Annotated in this window: 14 protein-coding genes and 1 tRNA gene; 12 read left to right on the top strand and 3 right to left on the bottom strand. The window is 52.9% G+C overall.

Features of this window, described 5'->3' with window-relative positions; all coding sequences use genetic code 11:
* Positions 1-16: 16 nt before the first annotated feature.
* The 5 genes from ACQ4M4_RS06920 (at position 17) to ACQ4M4_RS06900 (ending at position 5,491) form a co-directional block, all read left to right on the top strand.
* Positions 17-154: a hypothetical protein gene (locus ACQ4M4_RS06920; protein ID WP_430683746.1), complete on the top strand. Its 138-nt coding sequence runs from the start codon at positions 17-19 to the stop codon at positions 152-154.
* 34 nt (positions 155-188) lie between these two features.
* Entirely contained in the window at positions 189-2,810 is a 2,622-nt protein-coding gene (gene clpB, locus ACQ4M4_RS06915) for an ATP-dependent chaperone ClpB (RefSeq protein WP_430683745.1), read from the top strand.
* A gap of 254 nt (positions 2,811-3,064) precedes the next feature.
* Positions 3,065-3,619: a Uma2 family endonuclease gene (locus ACQ4M4_RS06910; protein WP_430683744.1), complete on the top strand. Its 555-nt coding sequence runs from the start codon at positions 3,065-3,067 to the stop codon at positions 3,617-3,619.
* A 203-nt stretch (positions 3,620-3,822) separates the two neighbouring features.
* Entirely contained in the window at positions 3,823-4,737 is a 915-nt protein-coding gene (locus ACQ4M4_RS06905) for a hypothetical protein (protein ID WP_430683743.1), read from the top strand.
* A complete protein-coding gene (locus ACQ4M4_RS06900; protein ID WP_430683742.1) occupies positions 4,691-5,491 on the top strand; it encodes a hypothetical protein in 801 nt (266 codons plus the stop codon). Before ACQ4M4_RS06905 ends, ACQ4M4_RS06900 begins: the two co-directional genes overlap by 47 nt.
* A 96-nt stretch (positions 5,492-5,587) precedes the next feature.
* On the opposite strand, the gene gntT is transcribed toward ACQ4M4_RS06900, so the two are convergent.
* Together gntT and ACQ4M4_RS06890 are read right to left on the bottom strand one after the other, a co-directional pair.
* Positions 5,588-6,925: a guanitoxin biosynthesis MATE family efflux transporter GntT gene (gntT, locus tag ACQ4M4_RS06895; protein ID WP_430683741.1), complete on the bottom strand. Its 1,338-nt coding sequence runs from the start codon at positions 6,923-6,925 to the stop codon at positions 5,588-5,590.
* Between the two features lie 98 nt (positions 6,926-7,023).
* Complete coding sequence (locus tag ACQ4M4_RS06890; protein ID WP_430683740.1) at positions 7,024-7,512, bottom strand: low molecular weight protein-tyrosine-phosphatase; 489 nt, start codon at positions 7,510-7,512, stop codon at positions 7,024-7,026.
* Positions 7,513-7,548: 36 nt separating this feature from the next.
* Between ACQ4M4_RS06890 and ACQ4M4_RS06885 the strand changes: the two genes are divergently transcribed.
* Together ACQ4M4_RS06885 and ACQ4M4_RS06880 are read left to right on the top strand one after the other, a co-directional pair.
* Positions 7,549-7,621, top strand: a tRNA-Arg gene (locus tag ACQ4M4_RS06885).
* A 61-nt stretch (positions 7,622-7,682) separates the two neighbouring features.
* Positions 7,683-7,919 carry a hypothetical protein gene (locus ACQ4M4_RS06880; RefSeq protein ID WP_430683739.1) on the top strand — a complete coding sequence of 79 codons (237 nt, stop codon included), beginning with the start codon at positions 7,683-7,685 and terminating at the stop codon, positions 7,917-7,919.
* Positions 7,920-7,927: 8 nt separating this feature from the next.
* Here ACQ4M4_RS06880 and ACQ4M4_RS06875 read toward each other — a convergent pair whose 3' ends face one another.
* The gene (locus ACQ4M4_RS06875; protein WP_430683738.1) at positions 7,928-9,037 is read right to left on the bottom strand and encodes a diguanylate cyclase; all 1,110 of its coding nucleotides are present in this window, start codon (positions 9,035-9,037) and stop codon (positions 7,928-7,930) included.
* A 733-nt stretch (positions 9,038-9,770) separates the two neighbouring features.
* Here ACQ4M4_RS06875 and alaS point away from each other — a divergent pair.
* From alaS to ACQ4M4_RS06850, 5 genes are all read left to right on the top strand, one after another.
* Complete coding sequence (gene alaS / locus ACQ4M4_RS06870; RefSeq protein WP_430683737.1) at positions 9,771-12,422, top strand: alanine--tRNA ligase; 2,652 nt, start codon at positions 9,771-9,773, stop codon at positions 12,420-12,422.
* A 268-nt stretch (positions 12,423-12,690) separates the two neighbouring features.
* Positions 12,691-13,737: a DUF1517 domain-containing protein gene (locus ACQ4M4_RS06865; RefSeq protein ID WP_430683736.1), complete on the top strand. Its 1,047-nt coding sequence runs from the start codon at positions 12,691-12,693 to the stop codon at positions 13,735-13,737.
* A gap of 248 nt (positions 13,738-13,985) precedes the next feature.
* Complete coding sequence (locus tag ACQ4M4_RS06860) at positions 13,986-14,465, top strand: flavin reductase family protein (RefSeq protein ID WP_430683735.1); 480 nt, start codon at positions 13,986-13,988, stop codon at positions 14,463-14,465.
* Between the two features lie 180 nt (positions 14,466-14,645).
* Positions 14,646-15,227: a GUN4 domain-containing protein gene (locus ACQ4M4_RS06855; protein WP_430683734.1), complete on the top strand. Its 582-nt coding sequence runs from the start codon at positions 14,646-14,648 to the stop codon at positions 15,225-15,227.
* An 84-nt stretch (positions 15,228-15,311) separates the two neighbouring features.
* A complete protein-coding gene (locus ACQ4M4_RS06850) occupies positions 15,312-15,665 on the top strand; it encodes a phenylpyruvate tautomerase MIF-related protein (RefSeq protein WP_430683733.1) in 354 nt (117 codons plus the stop codon).
* The last annotated feature ends 37 nt before the right edge of the window (positions 15,666-15,702 follow it).

Raw genomic sequence — 15,702 nt, 5'->3', positions numbered from 1 at the left:
GGTTTAGACTAATGCCATGGGTAGAGCCTGCCACCACGTGAAATTTATGCGCGATCGCACGTTAGAACTGGTGACATGCGCGACTGTTGGGTGCGCTCAGTGGATGCTGGTATCGGTTGCCGTTCTAAATCTCGACAGTTTGATGGGTCTGTAACTTCTAAATTCCCTACTATCTAAGACGTAAGACTATGCAACCGAATAACCCGAATCAATTTACCGAAAAAGCCTGGGAAGCGATCGCCCGTACTCCCGATATTGCCAAGCAATCGCAACAGCAGCAAATTGAATCTGAGCATTTGATGCGGGCGTTGTTGGAGCAAGAAGACGGGTTGGTCGTCAGCATTTTCAACAAAGCCGAAGTCAATGTACAGCGGGCTAGAGACTACACCGAACAGTTCATTGCGCGCCAGCCCAAGGTTTCGGGCAGTGGTAGCAATGTGTATTTGGGGCGATCGCTCGACACCTTGCTTGATCGTGCCGATGCCTTGCGCAAAGAGATGGGCGATGAATTCATCTCAGTCGAACATTTGTTGCTGGCCTACGCCAACGACGATCGCTTTGGCAAAGGGCTGCTCAAAGAATTTCGATTGGACGACGCCAAACTACGACGTGTGATTACTCAGGTACGAGGCAACCAAAAAGTGACGGATCAAAATCCTGAAGGCAAATACGAAGCATTAGAAAAATACGGGCGTGACCTCACTGAAATGGCGCGTCAGGGCAAGCTAGACCCGGTGATTGGCCGAGATGATGAAATTCGCCGCACCATCCAAATTTTGTCTCGACGCACCAAGAACAACCCCGTACTAATTGGGGAACCCGGTGTGGGTAAAACGGCGATCGCCGAAGGTCTGGCTCAGCGCATTGTCAAAGGCGACGTGCCCGAATCGCTTAAGGATCGCAAGCTAATCGCGCTGGATATGGGCGCACTGATCGCCGGGGCCAAATATCGCGGTGAATTTGAGGAGCGACTGAAAGCGGTGCTAAAGGAAGTCACCGACTCCGAAGGCAACATCATTCTGTTCATCGACGAAATCCATACAGTCGTAGGCGCGGGTGCCACTCAGGGTTCCATGGATGCGGGCAACCTGCTGAAGCCGATGCTGGCTCGGGGCGAGTTGCGCTGTATTGGTGCTACCACACTGGATGAGTACCGCAAGTACATCGAAAAGGATGCGGCTCTGGAGCGACGATTCCAGCAGGTCTATGTGGATCAACCGACGGTGGAAGACACGATCTCCATCCTGCGTGGCCTGAAGGATCGCTACGAAACTCACCACAACGTGAAGATTGCTGATACTTCGCTGGTGGCGGCAGCGGTGCTGTCCAATCGGTACATTAGCGATCGCTTCCTGCCTGACAAGGCGATTGACCTAGTGGATGAAGCCGCTGCCAAGCTGAAAATGGAGGTTACCTCCAAGCCCGATGAATTGGACGAAGTCGATCGCAAGATCCTCCAGTTGGAAATGGAGCGGCTGTCATTGCAGAAAGAGACCGATACCGGATCGCGCGATCGCCTGGAGAAGCTGGACAGAGAACTGGCCGACCTGAAGGAAACGCAAAGTTCGCTCAATGCCCAGTGGCAAGCCGAAAAAGACATTCTGGATGAGCGCAAAGCCCTGAAGGAAGAGATGGACAAGGTGACGCTGGAAATTGAACAGGCCGAACGCAGTTACGACCTGAACCGAGCCGCCGAGCTGAAGTACGGCAAGCTCACCGAACTGCAACGCAAGCTGGATGAAGCCGAAACTCGCCTCAACCAAACCCAAACCAGTGGCAAATCGCTGCTGCGGGAAGAAGTCACCGAGGCCGACATCGCCGAAATCATCTCCAAGTGGACGGGCATTCCCGTGAGCAAGCTGGTGGAGTCGGAAATGCAGAAGCTCCTCAGCCTGGAAGATGTGCTGCATGAGCGGGTGATTGGCCAAAACGAAGCCGTGACCGCTGTTGCGGATTCCATTCTGCGATCGCGCGCGGGCATGTCTGACCCCAACCGTCCCATCGCCAGCTTCATTTTCCTCGGCCCCACGGGTGTGGGTAAAACGGAGTTGGCCAAAGCCCTCGCCGCTTACCTGTTCGATACCGAAGAGGCCATGGTGCGCATCGACATGTCGGAATACATGGAGAAGCACGCCGTCTCGCGCCTGGTGGGGGCACCTCCAGGATATGTGGGCTACGAAGAGGGAGGTCAGCTCACTGAAGCGATTCGGCGTCGGCCCTACTCGGTGGTGCTGTTTGATGAAATCGAGAAGGCTCATCCCGATGTGTTCAACGTGTTCCTGCAAATTTTGGATGATGGCCGCGTGACCGATTCCCAAGGTCGCACGGTGGACTTCAAGAACACCATCATCATCATGACCAGTAACATCGGGTCGCAATACATTTTGGATGTGGCGGGTGATGACTCCAAGTACGAGGAAATGCGCGGTCGGGTGATGGATGCGATGCGATCGCACTTCCGGCCTGAGTTTCTCAACCGTGTGGATGAGTTCATCATCTTCCATGGGTTGCAAAAGAGCGAGCTACGCGAGATTGTGCGCTTGCAAGTGGTGCGCGTGGGCGAGCGGTTGCGCGATCGAAAGATGGCACTCAAGCTCTCCGACTCGGCCCTCGACTTTCTGGCCGAGGTGGGCTACGACCCCGTCTATGGTGCTCGTCCGCTGAAGCGCGCTATCCAACGCGAACTGGAAACGGCGATCGCCAAGGCCATTCTGCGCGGCGACTTCACCGCAGGCGACACCATCTACGTCGATGTGGAAAACGAACGCCTCGCCTTCAAACGGCTCCCCTCCGAGCTAGTCACCATGTAATCACGTGAACCTTTGATGGGTAACGTTAACTCCCCTTCAGCATTGGAGGGGAGTTTTTTTGAAGATATGGTACTACAGCAGCAATCCAACTCACGTTAGACTGAACTCACACAGATTAGCCAGGTTTGCGGGTTCTCCAAATGGAACTTCTTACCTTAAACCTTGAAGCGATCGCGCTGACGGATGAGCAGTTTTGTGAACTGTGTCAACGCAATCCTGACTTTTAGTTTGAGCTAACAGCGTAGGGACATCTCATGATCATGACTCCGGTAGGTGACGAATCCGGCAATCGTGAAGCAAGTCTACTGGGGCGAGTATGGTTTTGGAATGAGAACTCGCAATTGGGATTCGTGTTTAGTTCCTCCACGATCTTTAAGCTGCCGAACGGAACGCAGCGATCGCCCGATGTTGCCTGGATTTCCACGCCAAGATGGGAAGCCCTCACACCAGAACAGCGCAAGAAGTTCCCGCCAATCGCTCCCGATTTTGTGATCGAGCTGTGCCCCGAAACCGACGACTTGCAACCGCTGCAAGCCAAAATGCAGGAATACATCGACAGCGGAGTAAAGCTCGGTTGGCTGATCAATCCACAGGATCAACAGGTTGAAATTTACCGCCTTGGACAGCTGGTTGCAGCGTGGCCTTTGCCAAGCGAGCTGTCTGGTGAACCTGTGATGCCTGGGTTTGTATTAAAACGTCAGTTTTGGTTAAGGGCTTTTCTGAGGTTTTCGCGCCGCGAAAACCTCAGAAAAGCCCATTTTTGCGTGCGCAACGCGCACGCAAAAATGGGCACTTCAGCTTATCCATAACTCACGTTATTAAACCTGACTAAGTTTTAAGCATCCATCAAGCGAACCAAGCCTTGTGTGGGAAATATAGCGAAGAGATAAATTGTGATCCGGTTTTCTGGAATCTGGCAGGCTGGGTGTGTAGGCTCCCGCAGATTCTTTCTATAAGCGTGTCCAAATTGTAGGGCTATTTATCCTAGCGACGAGCGCTAAAGGTTCCTCCCATGAATCACTTTGCTGTATTGCTTACACTGCTGCGCGATCGCCCAAATTTCCTCGAAGATATTCGTCGTAATGTAAAAGTTGAACGCAAGAGCGTATCACTACTGGCGACAAGCTGCATCTTCTTTGCCATCTATGGAGCTATCATCGGTTCATCCAGCAGTTGGATGCAGTTGCTATCTTCAGCCGTTAAATTACCGGCACTTTATCTCATTACGCTGGTAATTTGTCTGCCAACCTTATTTTTCTTTGATGTGTTATTTGGATCAAAGCTTGGCTTTGGTCAATATGTTGCCTTGTTGCTTAGCACCATGTCTACCATTAGCGTGCTGCTATTCAGCTTTGCACCCGTTACACTTTTCTTCCTTATTTCCATTCATGATTACGACTTTTTTCTACTGGTGAATGTCGCCATCTTTGCCTTAACTGGATTTATCGGCACGCGCCTGTTTTACAACGGCATGCAGCAAATCTCGGCTCGCAGTCAGCAGTTTCGGCCAGCTCCACCGTACTCCGAAATCGAAGCGGCTTCTGAATACCAGCCTGAGTACGACTCAAATTACGAACCAGGTTATGATCCCCATCTAGACGAGCAGGAACGCGCAGACGAAGCGGCCTATCGAGCTACGTTGGCGAAACTACCCCAAACGCGAACTCAAGAGTTTGTGCCCCCTCGGGATGTGGTACCCGCACGTCAATCCGCAGTGGCAAAACCAGTTGACGACTTGCAGCAAACACGCGATCGCCTGCTCAAGTTTTGGCTGTTGCTCTATGCATTGGTAGGAAGTCAACTGGGGTGGACACTGCGCCCCTTTTTTGGTGCGCCAGGGGAGCCATTCCAACTGTTTCGCAGCATTGAAGGCAACTTCTATGCCACGATGTTTCGGGTATTGCTCAATTTCTTGGGCTTTAATTAAGCTGGCTTCTGTCACGGGGCGATCGCTCGTTTTATCTATGCAACTGCGTTTAGCCGATCTCCACATCTCAACCGAAGTCCTGGAAAATGTCACAGGGCTGGATATTAGCCCTGTGTTTATGGGACGAGCGGTACGCCCCTCGACGTTTCGTGACCCGAAGCGATTGTTGTCGTTTGTGGTGTCGCAACTGATCACCTTAGGGGTGATTGTTGTGTTTTGTTTACCCGCCAGCTTGGTCATTGCCCGCAACCTTCCTGGCTTTACAGGCGATGCAGCCAGTACGGCCCGCTTTTTGCAAATTAGCCTGGGAATTTCGGTCGGGCTATTTGTAGTGTGGAATGGCTACCTGTGGATGCAAACGCGATCGCGCCCAACCCTGGCTCACCTTCTGGATACTGTGGATAAGCACAACGACATGATTGCTGCGCTACGGGTTTTGGATGAGTTGGCGGCAGCTCAGTCGGCAGCCAGTGGGGACGCATCCCAAACGCAAGTGCGCGATCGCGCTAATGTCCTCACCGCCCTATCTGCTACGCGCGAAAGCCTGATCAGCGCCCTCATGACCGAGCGCATTCTCCGCAAACATCAGCGCGTGATGGCACGACGGCATGAACTCTTCACCACCATCGAAACTAACCTGGCCACGCTGCAAGCGCTCAACCTATCCACCGCTGCCAACGACTACGGACAATTGCTGAACGAAGCGCTAGAAATTGGTATGAGCGTCCGCCAAGAAATCGAACGCCTCAAATGAGTAAACAGTTTTTCTGATGCAGCGCTATGCGCTCAAACCCAAAATGATGTTTTGAACAGTTGCGCCCTGCCCTATCAATGCTCAATTTCCTACTCCCTACTCCCTCACCTGAAGGGTACTGGGCAATTTGCGCAATAACGTTAAACTACGAGCGGCCATAAAGCTGGTCAGCGCCAGCCATAGCCATTGGGGATTTTGGCTGTAATAAGCGGCGATCGCCACTGGCCCAAATCCCAATAATGACGATTGCAGTGCTGCAGTGCGCAGTGTGGCCCCAGCCGTAAGCCCCAAAAAGTAGCCATCCAGCATGTAGGCGATCGCTCCCCAGGCCAATACAGGCACCAGCCACCACACATACTGCCGCAGTTCTACAATGACCGATTGATGCCGCGTTAGCAGCCCAAACAACGGTTGGGGAAACAGCGCAAACATTAGCGCGATCGCCAGCCCAATGGCAATACTGGTCATTCCCGCCAGCTTTGTTAAGGCCGCAAGTTGGTCGCGATCGCCCCGTCCGTAAAACATGCCCGCAAAGCTTTCGGTTGCAAATGCCAACCCATCGATAAAGTAAGCCGCCAGCGTTACCACTTGCAGCAACAGCGTATTGGCTGCCAGCGTCACCGTACCCAAGGCCGCACTCAAATTGGTAAACACCGCAAAGGTGCTCACCAGGGCAAAGGTGCGAATGGTGATATTGCCATTCAGCGAGAAGATGTGGCGCAAGGCTGCGGCATCCAGCAGGTGGGGGGCAAGCCGACGCATGTGGCCCCAATCGACTTCCCGCAGCATAAGGGCCAATCCGGTCAGCAGCATAGCCACTTGGCTCAAGGCAGTTGCAGCTCCGGCCCCAGCGCTTTCCCATCCCAACCGCACAATTAGCCAATAGTTCAGCGCTATGTTCACACTGTTGCTTACGGCTGACAGCAGCAAAACGTTTCGCCCCTGGCCCCGGCCTAAAAACCAGCCCACCAGCACAAAATCTAAAAGTGCCGCAGGAGCACCCCAAATTTGGGCGGTGTAGTAGGCTTGCCCCGACTGCTTGACCTCCTCGGTGGCACTGAGTAGCGCAAACGCCACCTCGCGAATCGGCTGCTGAGCCAGCACCAGCACGCACCCAGCAATGAGGGCGATCGCGCCATGGCGCAGTACCGTCAGCCACACGGCATCTACATCTTCTCGCCCGGTCGCTTGGGCGGTCATGCCTGTGGTCCCCATCCGCAAAAAGCCAAAGCTCCAGTACAGATAGTTGAATACCACCGCGGCCAGCGTTACCCCAGCCAAGTGGCGAATGTCATCCAAATGTCCCAGGAAAGCGACATCAATTAGGCCAGCGAGCGGCACCATCAGGTTTGACACAATGTTGACTGCCGCCAGCCGAAAAAAGCGATCGCCCCACTCAAACCGATGGGCGCGAAACCCAGCAAACCACGACATGATGCTATTTCTCTATGCACGTTTTGGCTTTGCTACGGTAGCAAGAATTGAGGGCGATCGTGGATTCTGCGATCGCCCCGGCATCTCTTACAGGTCGCTTATCGGGTGAGCTGCTCCTGCTCAATGGCGCTTAACAGCCCCCCGCAGGCATCCATTAGCAAATCGATCACGTAGTTAAAGCCCTCGGCACCACCGTAGTAGGGATCGGGCACCTCATCATCCCCATATTGGCGACAGTACTCGCACATCAGCTTGACCTTGTGCTGGTAGTGGCCATCGGGGTCATGCAGCAAAATGTCGCGGTAGTTGTCGCGGTCCATGGCCACAATTAGGTCAAAGGTGTCCAAATCTTCTGGCTGAAACTGGCGTGCAGCTCCCTTAAGTGTAATGCCCAACTTTTTGCTGGCAGCGGCGGCCATGCGACGATCGGGCGGATTGCCCACATGCCAGCCCCCGGTTCCTGCCGAGTCGCACTCGATTCGGCTACGGAGCTGGGGGGCCTGCTCTAGCAAGTAGTTCATGATATTTTCGGCGGAGGGCGATCGGCAAATGTTGCCTAAACAAACGAACAAAACTTTATACGCCATGTCTCGGTGCTATGATGTTATACTCTCAAAAGTTAGGGGCATGTAGCTCAGTGGATAGAGCATCAGATTCCGGTTCTGAGGGTCGGGGGTTCGAATCCCTCCATGCTCGTTAAAACGTGGCTCAACAGTGAGGTGACGATTCACCCTTGTTTCACTGTGCAGGTCAGTGCATGGTTCTTTGCCAATGTTTACGTTATCAGACCCTGTCCAATTTCGCTGACGTGGTGCAGCAAAATGTGCGATCGCCCTTACGGATTGCCCAGTTTCACAAGACGAACTTGGGGCAGAAACCGTATGGTTTTGCGATCGCCTATCCTCACCAACGCGGCAGAACGGAAGGCCGTAAAGCGCCATCCGCTAAATGGCCGAAGTTTAAAAAGACTATCTTATTCGTGAGCTGTGCGTGAACTAAGTCCTACGCTTCCGATTCGCCCGATTCCGATTCGCCATCGTCGCCAGGCTGAGACGACTCTGGGTTCACTGTTTCGTCCTCTTCCGTAAAATCCGGCTGGGATGGTCCCAAGTCTAAATTCTCGTCTTCGAGGCTGCTAATGACCTGATTGCGACCTAGTGCCTTAGCTCGCAGCATGTTTTGATCGGCTCGGTTTAGCAAGCTGGTGCCTCGAGCGTCGTCACTGGGTAGCAAGGTTGCCGACCCGGCGCTAATTGTAATGGTGAGATCTAACGAGGCCCGAATGGCAAACGGCTGGCTGCTAATGAGCCGACACAGGCGCTGGGCAATCGCAACCGCCTCGTGACCATCGGTATCGCTGAGAATGACCACAAACTCTTCGCCGCCATAGCGAAATGGCGTGTCGTAGAAGCGCAGGTTGTGGCGCAATCGTGCTGCAATGAGCTTGAGCGCATTGTCCCCGACCAAATGGCCGTAGGTGTCGTTAATATCCTTAAAGTAGTCCACATCTAGCATGATGAGACTAATGGGCATTTCGCGAATGCGAGCGTTTTGGATTTGGCGAGGCAGCTCCCACTCAAAGGCGCGACGGTTATTCAGTTCTGTGAGCGGATCGGTGAGGGCGATCGCCGAAAGAATATCATTCGTTCGCATCAGCTCGCGATGGGTCTGCACTTGGCGGAGCCCCGCTTGAATCTTAGCTTTGAGTAACAGCTTTTGAGCCTCGGTTACCCCCGTTGTACCCGTTGGGTCGACGGCCACACTGTTGACTGCAAAGTAAGCATCGGCTCCAGAGGTGAGGGCGTTGGCTTCAGCCTCGGCAAGTTGTTGCCTCAGCGCGGCTTGTTGATCAACTGGTAAAGCCTGCTCATCAACCACAATGCAGTAGATCCACGCAAGCTGACTCTGAGATTTAATTTGATGACACAGGTCTAAACATTCGGGCAAAGCCGCTTCCAAAATCAATAAATCTGGTTGCTGGGCTTGCACAATCGAAATGGCATCGCGAGGCTCGCTTGCTGCCTCAAGGGTAAATTGAGTCAAACTTTGGATCGTTTCCAGGAACAAAGCGAGGAAGCCGGAGCTTCCCACAATCAGTATCGAAGCATCCATGTGATGATGTTATTGGAAGCCAACTCCAATAGGGTGATAACGCCAAGCTTCTCGGGGAAAAAATCAGCTTCTAGTGGCACAGAGAACTTAAGACAGGGCTATTGAATTGCCGAATCGGCCAGCAAGGTTTTGTTGGAGCACCAAGATGACTTGCTAACCTACTGATGTAGCCCAGGAGTGTAGCCAAGGAGCCAAAGCAAGCGACAGAACCCATTCTCAGGGCGATCGCGACTCGCAACAAAAGCCTCAAAATCAGGGAATGACAACCGAACACGAAATCACCCGTACGTAAACTCTAGTATGAATTAATACAAGCAGGAACGCGGCTATTTCGGAAATTGCTGGTGTTTCTATACGATTATCAGAATTTTTGATGGCGGATGTCCTCGATTAAATGGCGGATATATGACCGAGTCCGCCATCGCCGCTACGCATAAAACTCGATAATTTGCGAGGAAAATTGATACAGCTTTACATTGGGCTTGGCAAATCTGCCCAGCGATTTGTCAAAACCTAGGGCATCATTGAAGAATGATATAAAGAGCATAAATGGTCTGATTCATCGTGGTTGCTTAAACCCGCAGATCTGAAAAGATGCATTATAGCGATGCCAACGCTTAGCTTTGTAGCCTGGTAAGGCAGTTGGTCGCATCAATCTCGTAACTTGTAGAAAGCAAAGCTACTTCGAGCTTTCACAGAATGTTGTCATCGTTAGTTAGTTCCCTTAGTCGTTATGTCGAACCCCCAATCTGCGCCGTCGATTCCTGTACTTAGTGGAGCCGAAATCCGCCAAACATTTTTGGATTTCTACGCTGCAAAAGGCCATCAAGTGTTGCCTAGTGCTTCGCTCATACCAGAAGATCCAACGGTATTGCTCACGATTGCGGGAATGCTGCCTTTTAAGCCGATTTTTTTGGGGCAGCGCAAGGCTGAGTTTCCACGGGCCACAACGTCGCAAAAGTGCATTCGCACCAACGATATTGAAAATGTGGGCCGCACTGCACGCCATCACACTTTCTTTGAAATGCTGGGCAACTTTAGCTTTGGTGATTATTTCAAAGAAAAGGCGATCGCTTGGGCTTGGGAACTGTCAACCGAAGTGTTTAAGCTGCCGTCCAATCGACTGGTAGTGAGCGTGTTTCGCGAAGATGACGAAGCCTATGCCATTTGGCGCGACCAAGTTGGCGTGCCCGAAAAGCGCATCATTCGGATGGATGAGAAGGATAACTTTTGGCAGTCTGGTCCGACGGGGCCTTGCGGGCCTTGTTCCGAGATTTATTACGACTTCCATCCTGAGCGTGGGGATAACGCAATTGACCTGGAAGACGACACTCGCTTTATCGAGTTTTACAACCTGGTGTTTATGCAATACAACCAGGATGCCGAGGGCAATCTCACTCCGCTGTCTGCGCAAAATATTGACACCGGGTTGGGGCTAGAGCGCATGGCTCAAATTTTGCAGCGCAAGCCCAACAACTACGAAACGGATTTGATCTTCCCGATTGTGGAAACGGCGGCCAAAATTGCCGGGTTGACCTACGACGAGTGCGATGAGCGCACCAAGGTTTCCTTGAAGGTGATTGGTGACCATGTGCGTTCGGTGATGCACATGATTGCCGATGGCATTAATGCTTCTAACCTGGGGCGGGGCTACATTCTACGACGGTTGATTCGGCGGGTGGTGCGCCATGGTCGGCTGATTGGCATTGAGCGCCCATTTGTGACGGATGTGGCGGAAACGGCGATCGCCATTTCGGAGGCAGCCTATCCCAACCTGCGCCAGCGAGAGACCGCCATCAAAACTGAACTGCGGTTAGAAGAGTCTCGCTTTTTGGAAACGTTGGAGCGGGGCGAAAAGCTGCTGGCCGAGATTTTGGCGAAGGTGCCTGCTGGTGGCCAAATTTCCGGGCAAGATACCTTTGTGCTGTACGACACCTACGGTTTTCCGGCTGAGCTGACGCAGGAAATTGCCGAGGAGCAAGGCCGCACGGTGGATATGGAGGGCTTTGAAGCGGCGATGGAGGCCCAGCGCGATCGCTCTCGTGAAGCGCACGAAACCATTGACCTGACGGTGCAGGGCTCGCTAGATAAGTTGGCTGAACACTTGCACGAAACCGAATTTTTGGGCTACACGGCGGCGAACAGCACGGCTGACGTGGTGCTGGTGCTGTTTCAGGGCAAACCTGTAGATGCTGCCGAAGCCGGAATGGCGGTACAAATCGTGCTGGATAAAACCCCGTTCTATGCGGAGTCGGGTGGGCAGATTGGCGATCGCGGCTATCTATCGGGCGATCAGGTCGTTGTACGGGTAGAAGATGTGCAGAAAGATGGCGCTTTCTTTGTCCACAAAGGCAAAGTGGAGCGAGGCAGTCTAAAACCAGGCGATCGCGTGACGGCACAGATTGACCTGGCTTGCCGCCGTCGTGCCCAAGCCAACCATACGGCTACGCACCTGCTGCAAGCGGCCTTGAAGAAGCTAATCGACGACAACATTGGTCAGCAAGGGTCGATGGTGGCGTTCGATCGCCTCCGGTTCGACTTTAACTATTCCCAACCGCTCACCGTCGAGCAGATCGAGCGGGTCGAAGATCAAGTAAACACCTGGATTGCCGAGGCCCATGGTGCTCATGTGGCAGTGATGCCCTTGACTGAGGCCAAAGCCAAGGGGGCAACTGCCATGTTTGGTGAGAAATATGGCGATGAAGTGCGGGTGATAGACTTCCCTGGGGTGTCGATGGAGTTATGTGGCGGTACCCACGTGGGCAACACTGCCGAAATTGGTCTGTTCAAAATTATTGCGGAAACGGGTGTGGCGGCTGGCGTTCGCCGTATTGAGGCGGTGGCTGGCCCGGCTGTGCTGGAATACCTGAATGTGCGCGATAAGGTAGTGCGAGAACTGGGCGATCGCTTCAAGGCAAAGCCCGAAGAGTTGATCGACCGCATCAACACCATTCAGGCTGATCTGAAGGCGACCCAGAAGCAGCTTGAAGCGGCCAAAGCAGAGTTGGCCTTGGCTAAATCGGATCAACTCTTGGAACAGGCTGAGACCATTGGCGAGTTTCAGGTGCTGGTGGCAGAAATGCCTGGAGCCGATGCTGATTCGCTGAAAACGGCGGCTGAGCGTTTGTTGCAAAAGATTGGCGATGGTGCGGTGGTGCTGGGTTCTGCTCCCGAAGCCGAAAAGGTGAGTCTCATTGCGGCCTTTACTCCTGCGGTGAACCAAAAGGGATTGCAGGCGGGCAAGTTCATCGGTGCGATCGCCAAATTGTGTGGTGGCGGTGGTGGTGGTCGTCCCAACTTGGCTCAAGCGGGAGGTCGTGATCCCAGCAAGCTGGCGGATGCCCTGGCCGAAGCCAAGCAGCAAATCAAAACGACTCTTGGCTAATCGCTCAAGCTGGCAATTCAACTGCGAACCGCTTTAAACCAGCCCGTGCTTGTTGACTGTAACAGGTGCGGGTTTTGCGATCTCAGTCGCGTGGTTGAAATGCTGCCCAAAAACTCACGCTAGATTGAGGATTAGAACTGATGCGGCTAGCCAATGGTTTGTCGGCCAAGCCCACAAGCAATCCTCCAACCCTCTGGGATTCTTACAACGTGCGTCAGGCAAGTGCGTCAGATTTGAGGGCAATCACGAGGCTGGGAGCAATGAGCACATGAATACCGGGCAAAGAGTGGGAAGGGTGAGCGCAGTGGCGATCGCCCTCCTGGTTTGGGCAGTAGGCACCGTTCCTTTCACGGGAAACCATCCATCAAATTGGTTGGGCGATCGCGCCGAGGCCAGCACTTCTGGTGGAAGAGGGCGCGGCGGTTCATTTGGAGGATCGTCGCCGTCTCGTCCTTCGGGGGGACGCTCGGGCGGCAGTTTTGGTGGTCCCTCACGACCTTACAATCCACCCAGCGGCTGGGATCGCCCCAACGACTATTCCTATCCTCGCTCGGGTCCAGTGATTGTACGGCCTTATCCTGGCCCGGTGGTGGGTCCCTCGACGGGCAGTGGTGGCGGGTTAGATTTTATCTTTCTGCTGCTGGTGTTAGGGTTCTTTGTCCTGCCAATCGTAACCTCGTATCTAAGGCTGGGAACGGGTGGTGCTCATTCTGCAAGCCCTTACCGAACCCCTATTCCCACCGACGAGTTGAACAATCACATCTTCACTGTGACGCGGCTCCAGGTGGCATTGCTGGCTCAGGCTCGATCGATTCAGTCTACCCTTAACCAACTCACCGAACGCGCCAACCTGGATACTCCAATGGGGCGTTCTGAAGCATTGCGCGAAACAGTATTGGCCTTGCTGCGATCGCCCGAAAATTGGACTCATGTTCGTGCCGAGTCCAAAACGGTGCATGGGCAAGCCGAAGCCTCCCAACTGTTTGAACAACTATCCATTGAAGAACGCAGCAAGTTTGATGTGGAATCGTTGGTGAATGTGGGTGGCAAGGTATATCGGCGCGATCGCATTCACCGGGATGAAGACCCCGCATCCTATATCGTAGTAACGCTGCTGCTGGGGACTGCGGATGACCAACCCCTATTTGCAGATGTGAAAGATGCTTCCAAGCTCACCGCTGCCCTGCGACGAGTTGGGGCCATTCTACCCAACTATCTGCTGATTTACGAATACCTGTGGTCGCCGCAGGATGAAGCCGATAGCCTCACCTACGATGAACTGTTGACCAACTATCCCAACATGGTGCAGCTTTAGCTTCAAATCGTTAACTGGACTTCTAAACTGACCCGAGTGACGGATAAGCTGAAATGCCCAATTTTACCTACGTGACGTGCACGCAAAAGTCGGTGTTTTGGATGGCAGAACGTGATGTCGTCCCTAAAACACACTTCACCGAAGTTTCGGTGAAATTAAGGCATCTAGCTCATCTATATCCTCCGATGGAGTCAGTGCTGGTTTGCAAGATCGCTATACACTGAACCTGTAGCACAAGAGGATTCGCCATGTTAGACGAACAGGCCAAAAAGACCCTTCTGCTCAAGATTCCGCACGGGCTGTATGTGTGTGGCGTTAAAAATGAAGACGAGGTCAACGGGTTCACTGCAAGCTGGGTGATGCAATGCTCCTTTAAACCACCCATGGTGGTCAATTGCGTGAAGCAAGATTCCATTTCCCACAGCATGATCCAGTCCAGCGGTGTGTTTGCACTGAGTTTTTTGGAAGCAGGCCAAAAGGACCTCGCCCAAAAGTTCTTTAAGCCGATGCGTCGAGTGGGCAACAAGTTTGAAGATGTGGAATTCTACTTGGGTGAAACGGGTTGCCCCATTATTAAAGACACACTGGGCTATGTGGAATGCAAGGTCGTAGGCTCGGTTGATCAGGGTGACCACACTGTGTTTGTGGGTGAAGTAATTGGCTCTGGTACGCATCGTGACGGGATGCCTCTCTTGCTGGAAACGACAGGTTGGCAATACGGAGGCTAGTTTCGGCTCGGTCGCTAGTGAAGCTGAAATTGTCTTTGGAGCCTGATACTGAGGGTGGGCAATGGGGCGATCGCGCAACAACAGTCCATCCTCAGCTTTTGACAGAATATCGACACTACAACTCTTGCCGCTAAGCCAGTAAAGGAATAAAGTCTTGCCTGTACGTAGCGGCTTCAGTTTATGACTCACATCCGCGAAAAATGGGTATTGCTCGGGCTGTGTGGATTGCTCGCTGGATATCAGCTCATTCAACTCATTCAACTCAGCCACTACAACCGATTGGATGCATTGCTCGCTGCCCAGAACTGGCAAGAGGCTGATCGCCAAACGACCCGGATCATCTTGCAGGAAACCCGTTGGGGGCTGTCTAACGCTCAGGTGTGGGGAATGGCCTTGCTGTCTGGTGAGTTGACTGGTTGGTATGACCCCATTCATCGGTATCCGTGCTCAAAACTGCAACGGTTAGACGGTCTGTGGTTGCAGCATAGCGGCGGTAGGTTTGGCCTGAGTGTGCAACAGCAGATTTTTGAGCGAGTTGCTAAACAATTCAATGACGAGTTCGACCTCTATGGGGCCTTTGAGCATGAGGTACAGTGGACTCGCCGCAACCCTTCGGTTGGTGGGTTGAGCGAGTTTCCTGTTGGGCACTTCCCATCCCAAGATTGGGTTCAGGCTACGACTGTCGTCGGCAAGGGAGAACCCTGGATGCTCAGTGCGAAGTATCTGTACGATCGCATCCAGGAATGTCAAATGGCTCAGTAATCCTGTATCACGCTGGATACGGTAACGTTGACATAGCAAATCTGAGTTTGCTCACAATTTTGTTCCATTTAATCAACGAGCGGTATGCCACTGATCAAAGTTCAAACTTCGATTCCTCAACTGGATAAGGCTGAAGTTGAGAGCCTGCTGAAAACGCTTTCTGCTAGTTTGGCAAAGCATACTGGCAAGCCTGAGTCTTATGTGATGACGACTTTTGAGCCAAATCTGCCGATGACGTTTGGCGGTACGTTTGATCCGGTGTGCTATGTCGAGGTGAAAAGTGTGGGCTCCTTTAGCCCTGCACAGACTCAAGCGATGAGCCAGGACTTTTGCGCTACGGTTAGCCAAGCGTTGGGGGTTCCTGCAAACCGAACTTACATTGAGTTTACCGATGCAAAGGGCTATCTTTGGGGCTGGAATGGCTCTACGTTTGGCTGATACAGATTGTCTTTTTTGTGGGGCACCCCATCTATTG

Origin of the sequence: Leptolyngbya sp. AN02str, from assembly GCF_050565595.1 — a bacterium.
In the GTDB taxonomy this organism is placed as follows: Bacteria; Cyanobacteriota; Cyanobacteriia; order Elainellales; family Elainellaceae; genus Kaiparowitsia.
Note: the sequence above shows the minus strand (reverse complement) of the source record. Positions and strands in the feature narration are given on the sequence as shown.

Bases quoted from the DNA above. Each gene is read 5' to 3' on its own strand.
- ACQ4M4_RS06920 (WP_430683746.1), top strand. From the start codon at position 17: ATGGGTAGAGCCTGCCACCACGTGAAATTTATGCGCGATCGCACGTTA.
- clpB (WP_430683745.1), top strand. From the start codon at position 189: ATGCAACCGAATAACCCGAATCAATTTACCGAAAAAGCCTGGGAAGCG.
- ACQ4M4_RS06910 (WP_430683744.1), top strand. From the start codon at position 3,065: ATGATCATGACTCCGGTAGGTGACGAATCCGGCAATCGTGAAGCAAGT.
- ACQ4M4_RS06905 (WP_430683743.1), top strand. From the start codon at position 3,823: ATGAATCACTTTGCTGTATTGCTTACACTGCTGCGCGATCGCCCAAAT.
- ACQ4M4_RS06900 (WP_430683742.1), top strand. From the start codon at position 4,691: ATGCCACGATGTTTCGGGTATTGCTCAATTTCTTGGGCTTTAATTAAG.
- gntT (WP_430683741.1), bottom strand. From the start codon at position 6,925: ATGTCGTGGTTTGCTGGGTTTCGCGCCCATCGGTTTGAGTGGGGCGAT.
- ACQ4M4_RS06890 (WP_430683740.1), bottom strand. From the start codon at position 7,512: ATGGCGTATAAAGTTTTGTTCGTTTGTTTAGGCAACATTTGCCGATCG.
- ACQ4M4_RS06880 (WP_430683739.1), top strand. From the start codon at position 7,683: ATGGTTCTTTGCCAATGTTTACGTTATCAGACCCTGTCCAATTTCGCT.
- ACQ4M4_RS06875 (WP_430683738.1), bottom strand. From the start codon at position 9,037: ATGGATGCTTCGATACTGATTGTGGGAAGCTCCGGCTTCCTCGCTTTG.
- alaS (WP_430683737.1), top strand. From the start codon at position 9,771: ATGTCGAACCCCCAATCTGCGCCGTCGATTCCTGTACTTAGTGGAGCC.
- ACQ4M4_RS06865 (WP_430683736.1), top strand. From the start codon at position 12,691: ATGAATACCGGGCAAAGAGTGGGAAGGGTGAGCGCAGTGGCGATCGCC.
- ACQ4M4_RS06860 (WP_430683735.1), top strand. From the start codon at position 13,986: ATGTTAGACGAACAGGCCAAAAAGACCCTTCTGCTCAAGATTCCGCAC.
- ACQ4M4_RS06855 (WP_430683734.1), top strand. From the start codon at position 14,646: ATGACTCACATCCGCGAAAAATGGGTATTGCTCGGGCTGTGTGGATTG.
- ACQ4M4_RS06850 (WP_430683733.1), top strand. From the start codon at position 15,312: ATGCCACTGATCAAAGTTCAAACTTCGATTCCTCAACTGGATAAGGCT.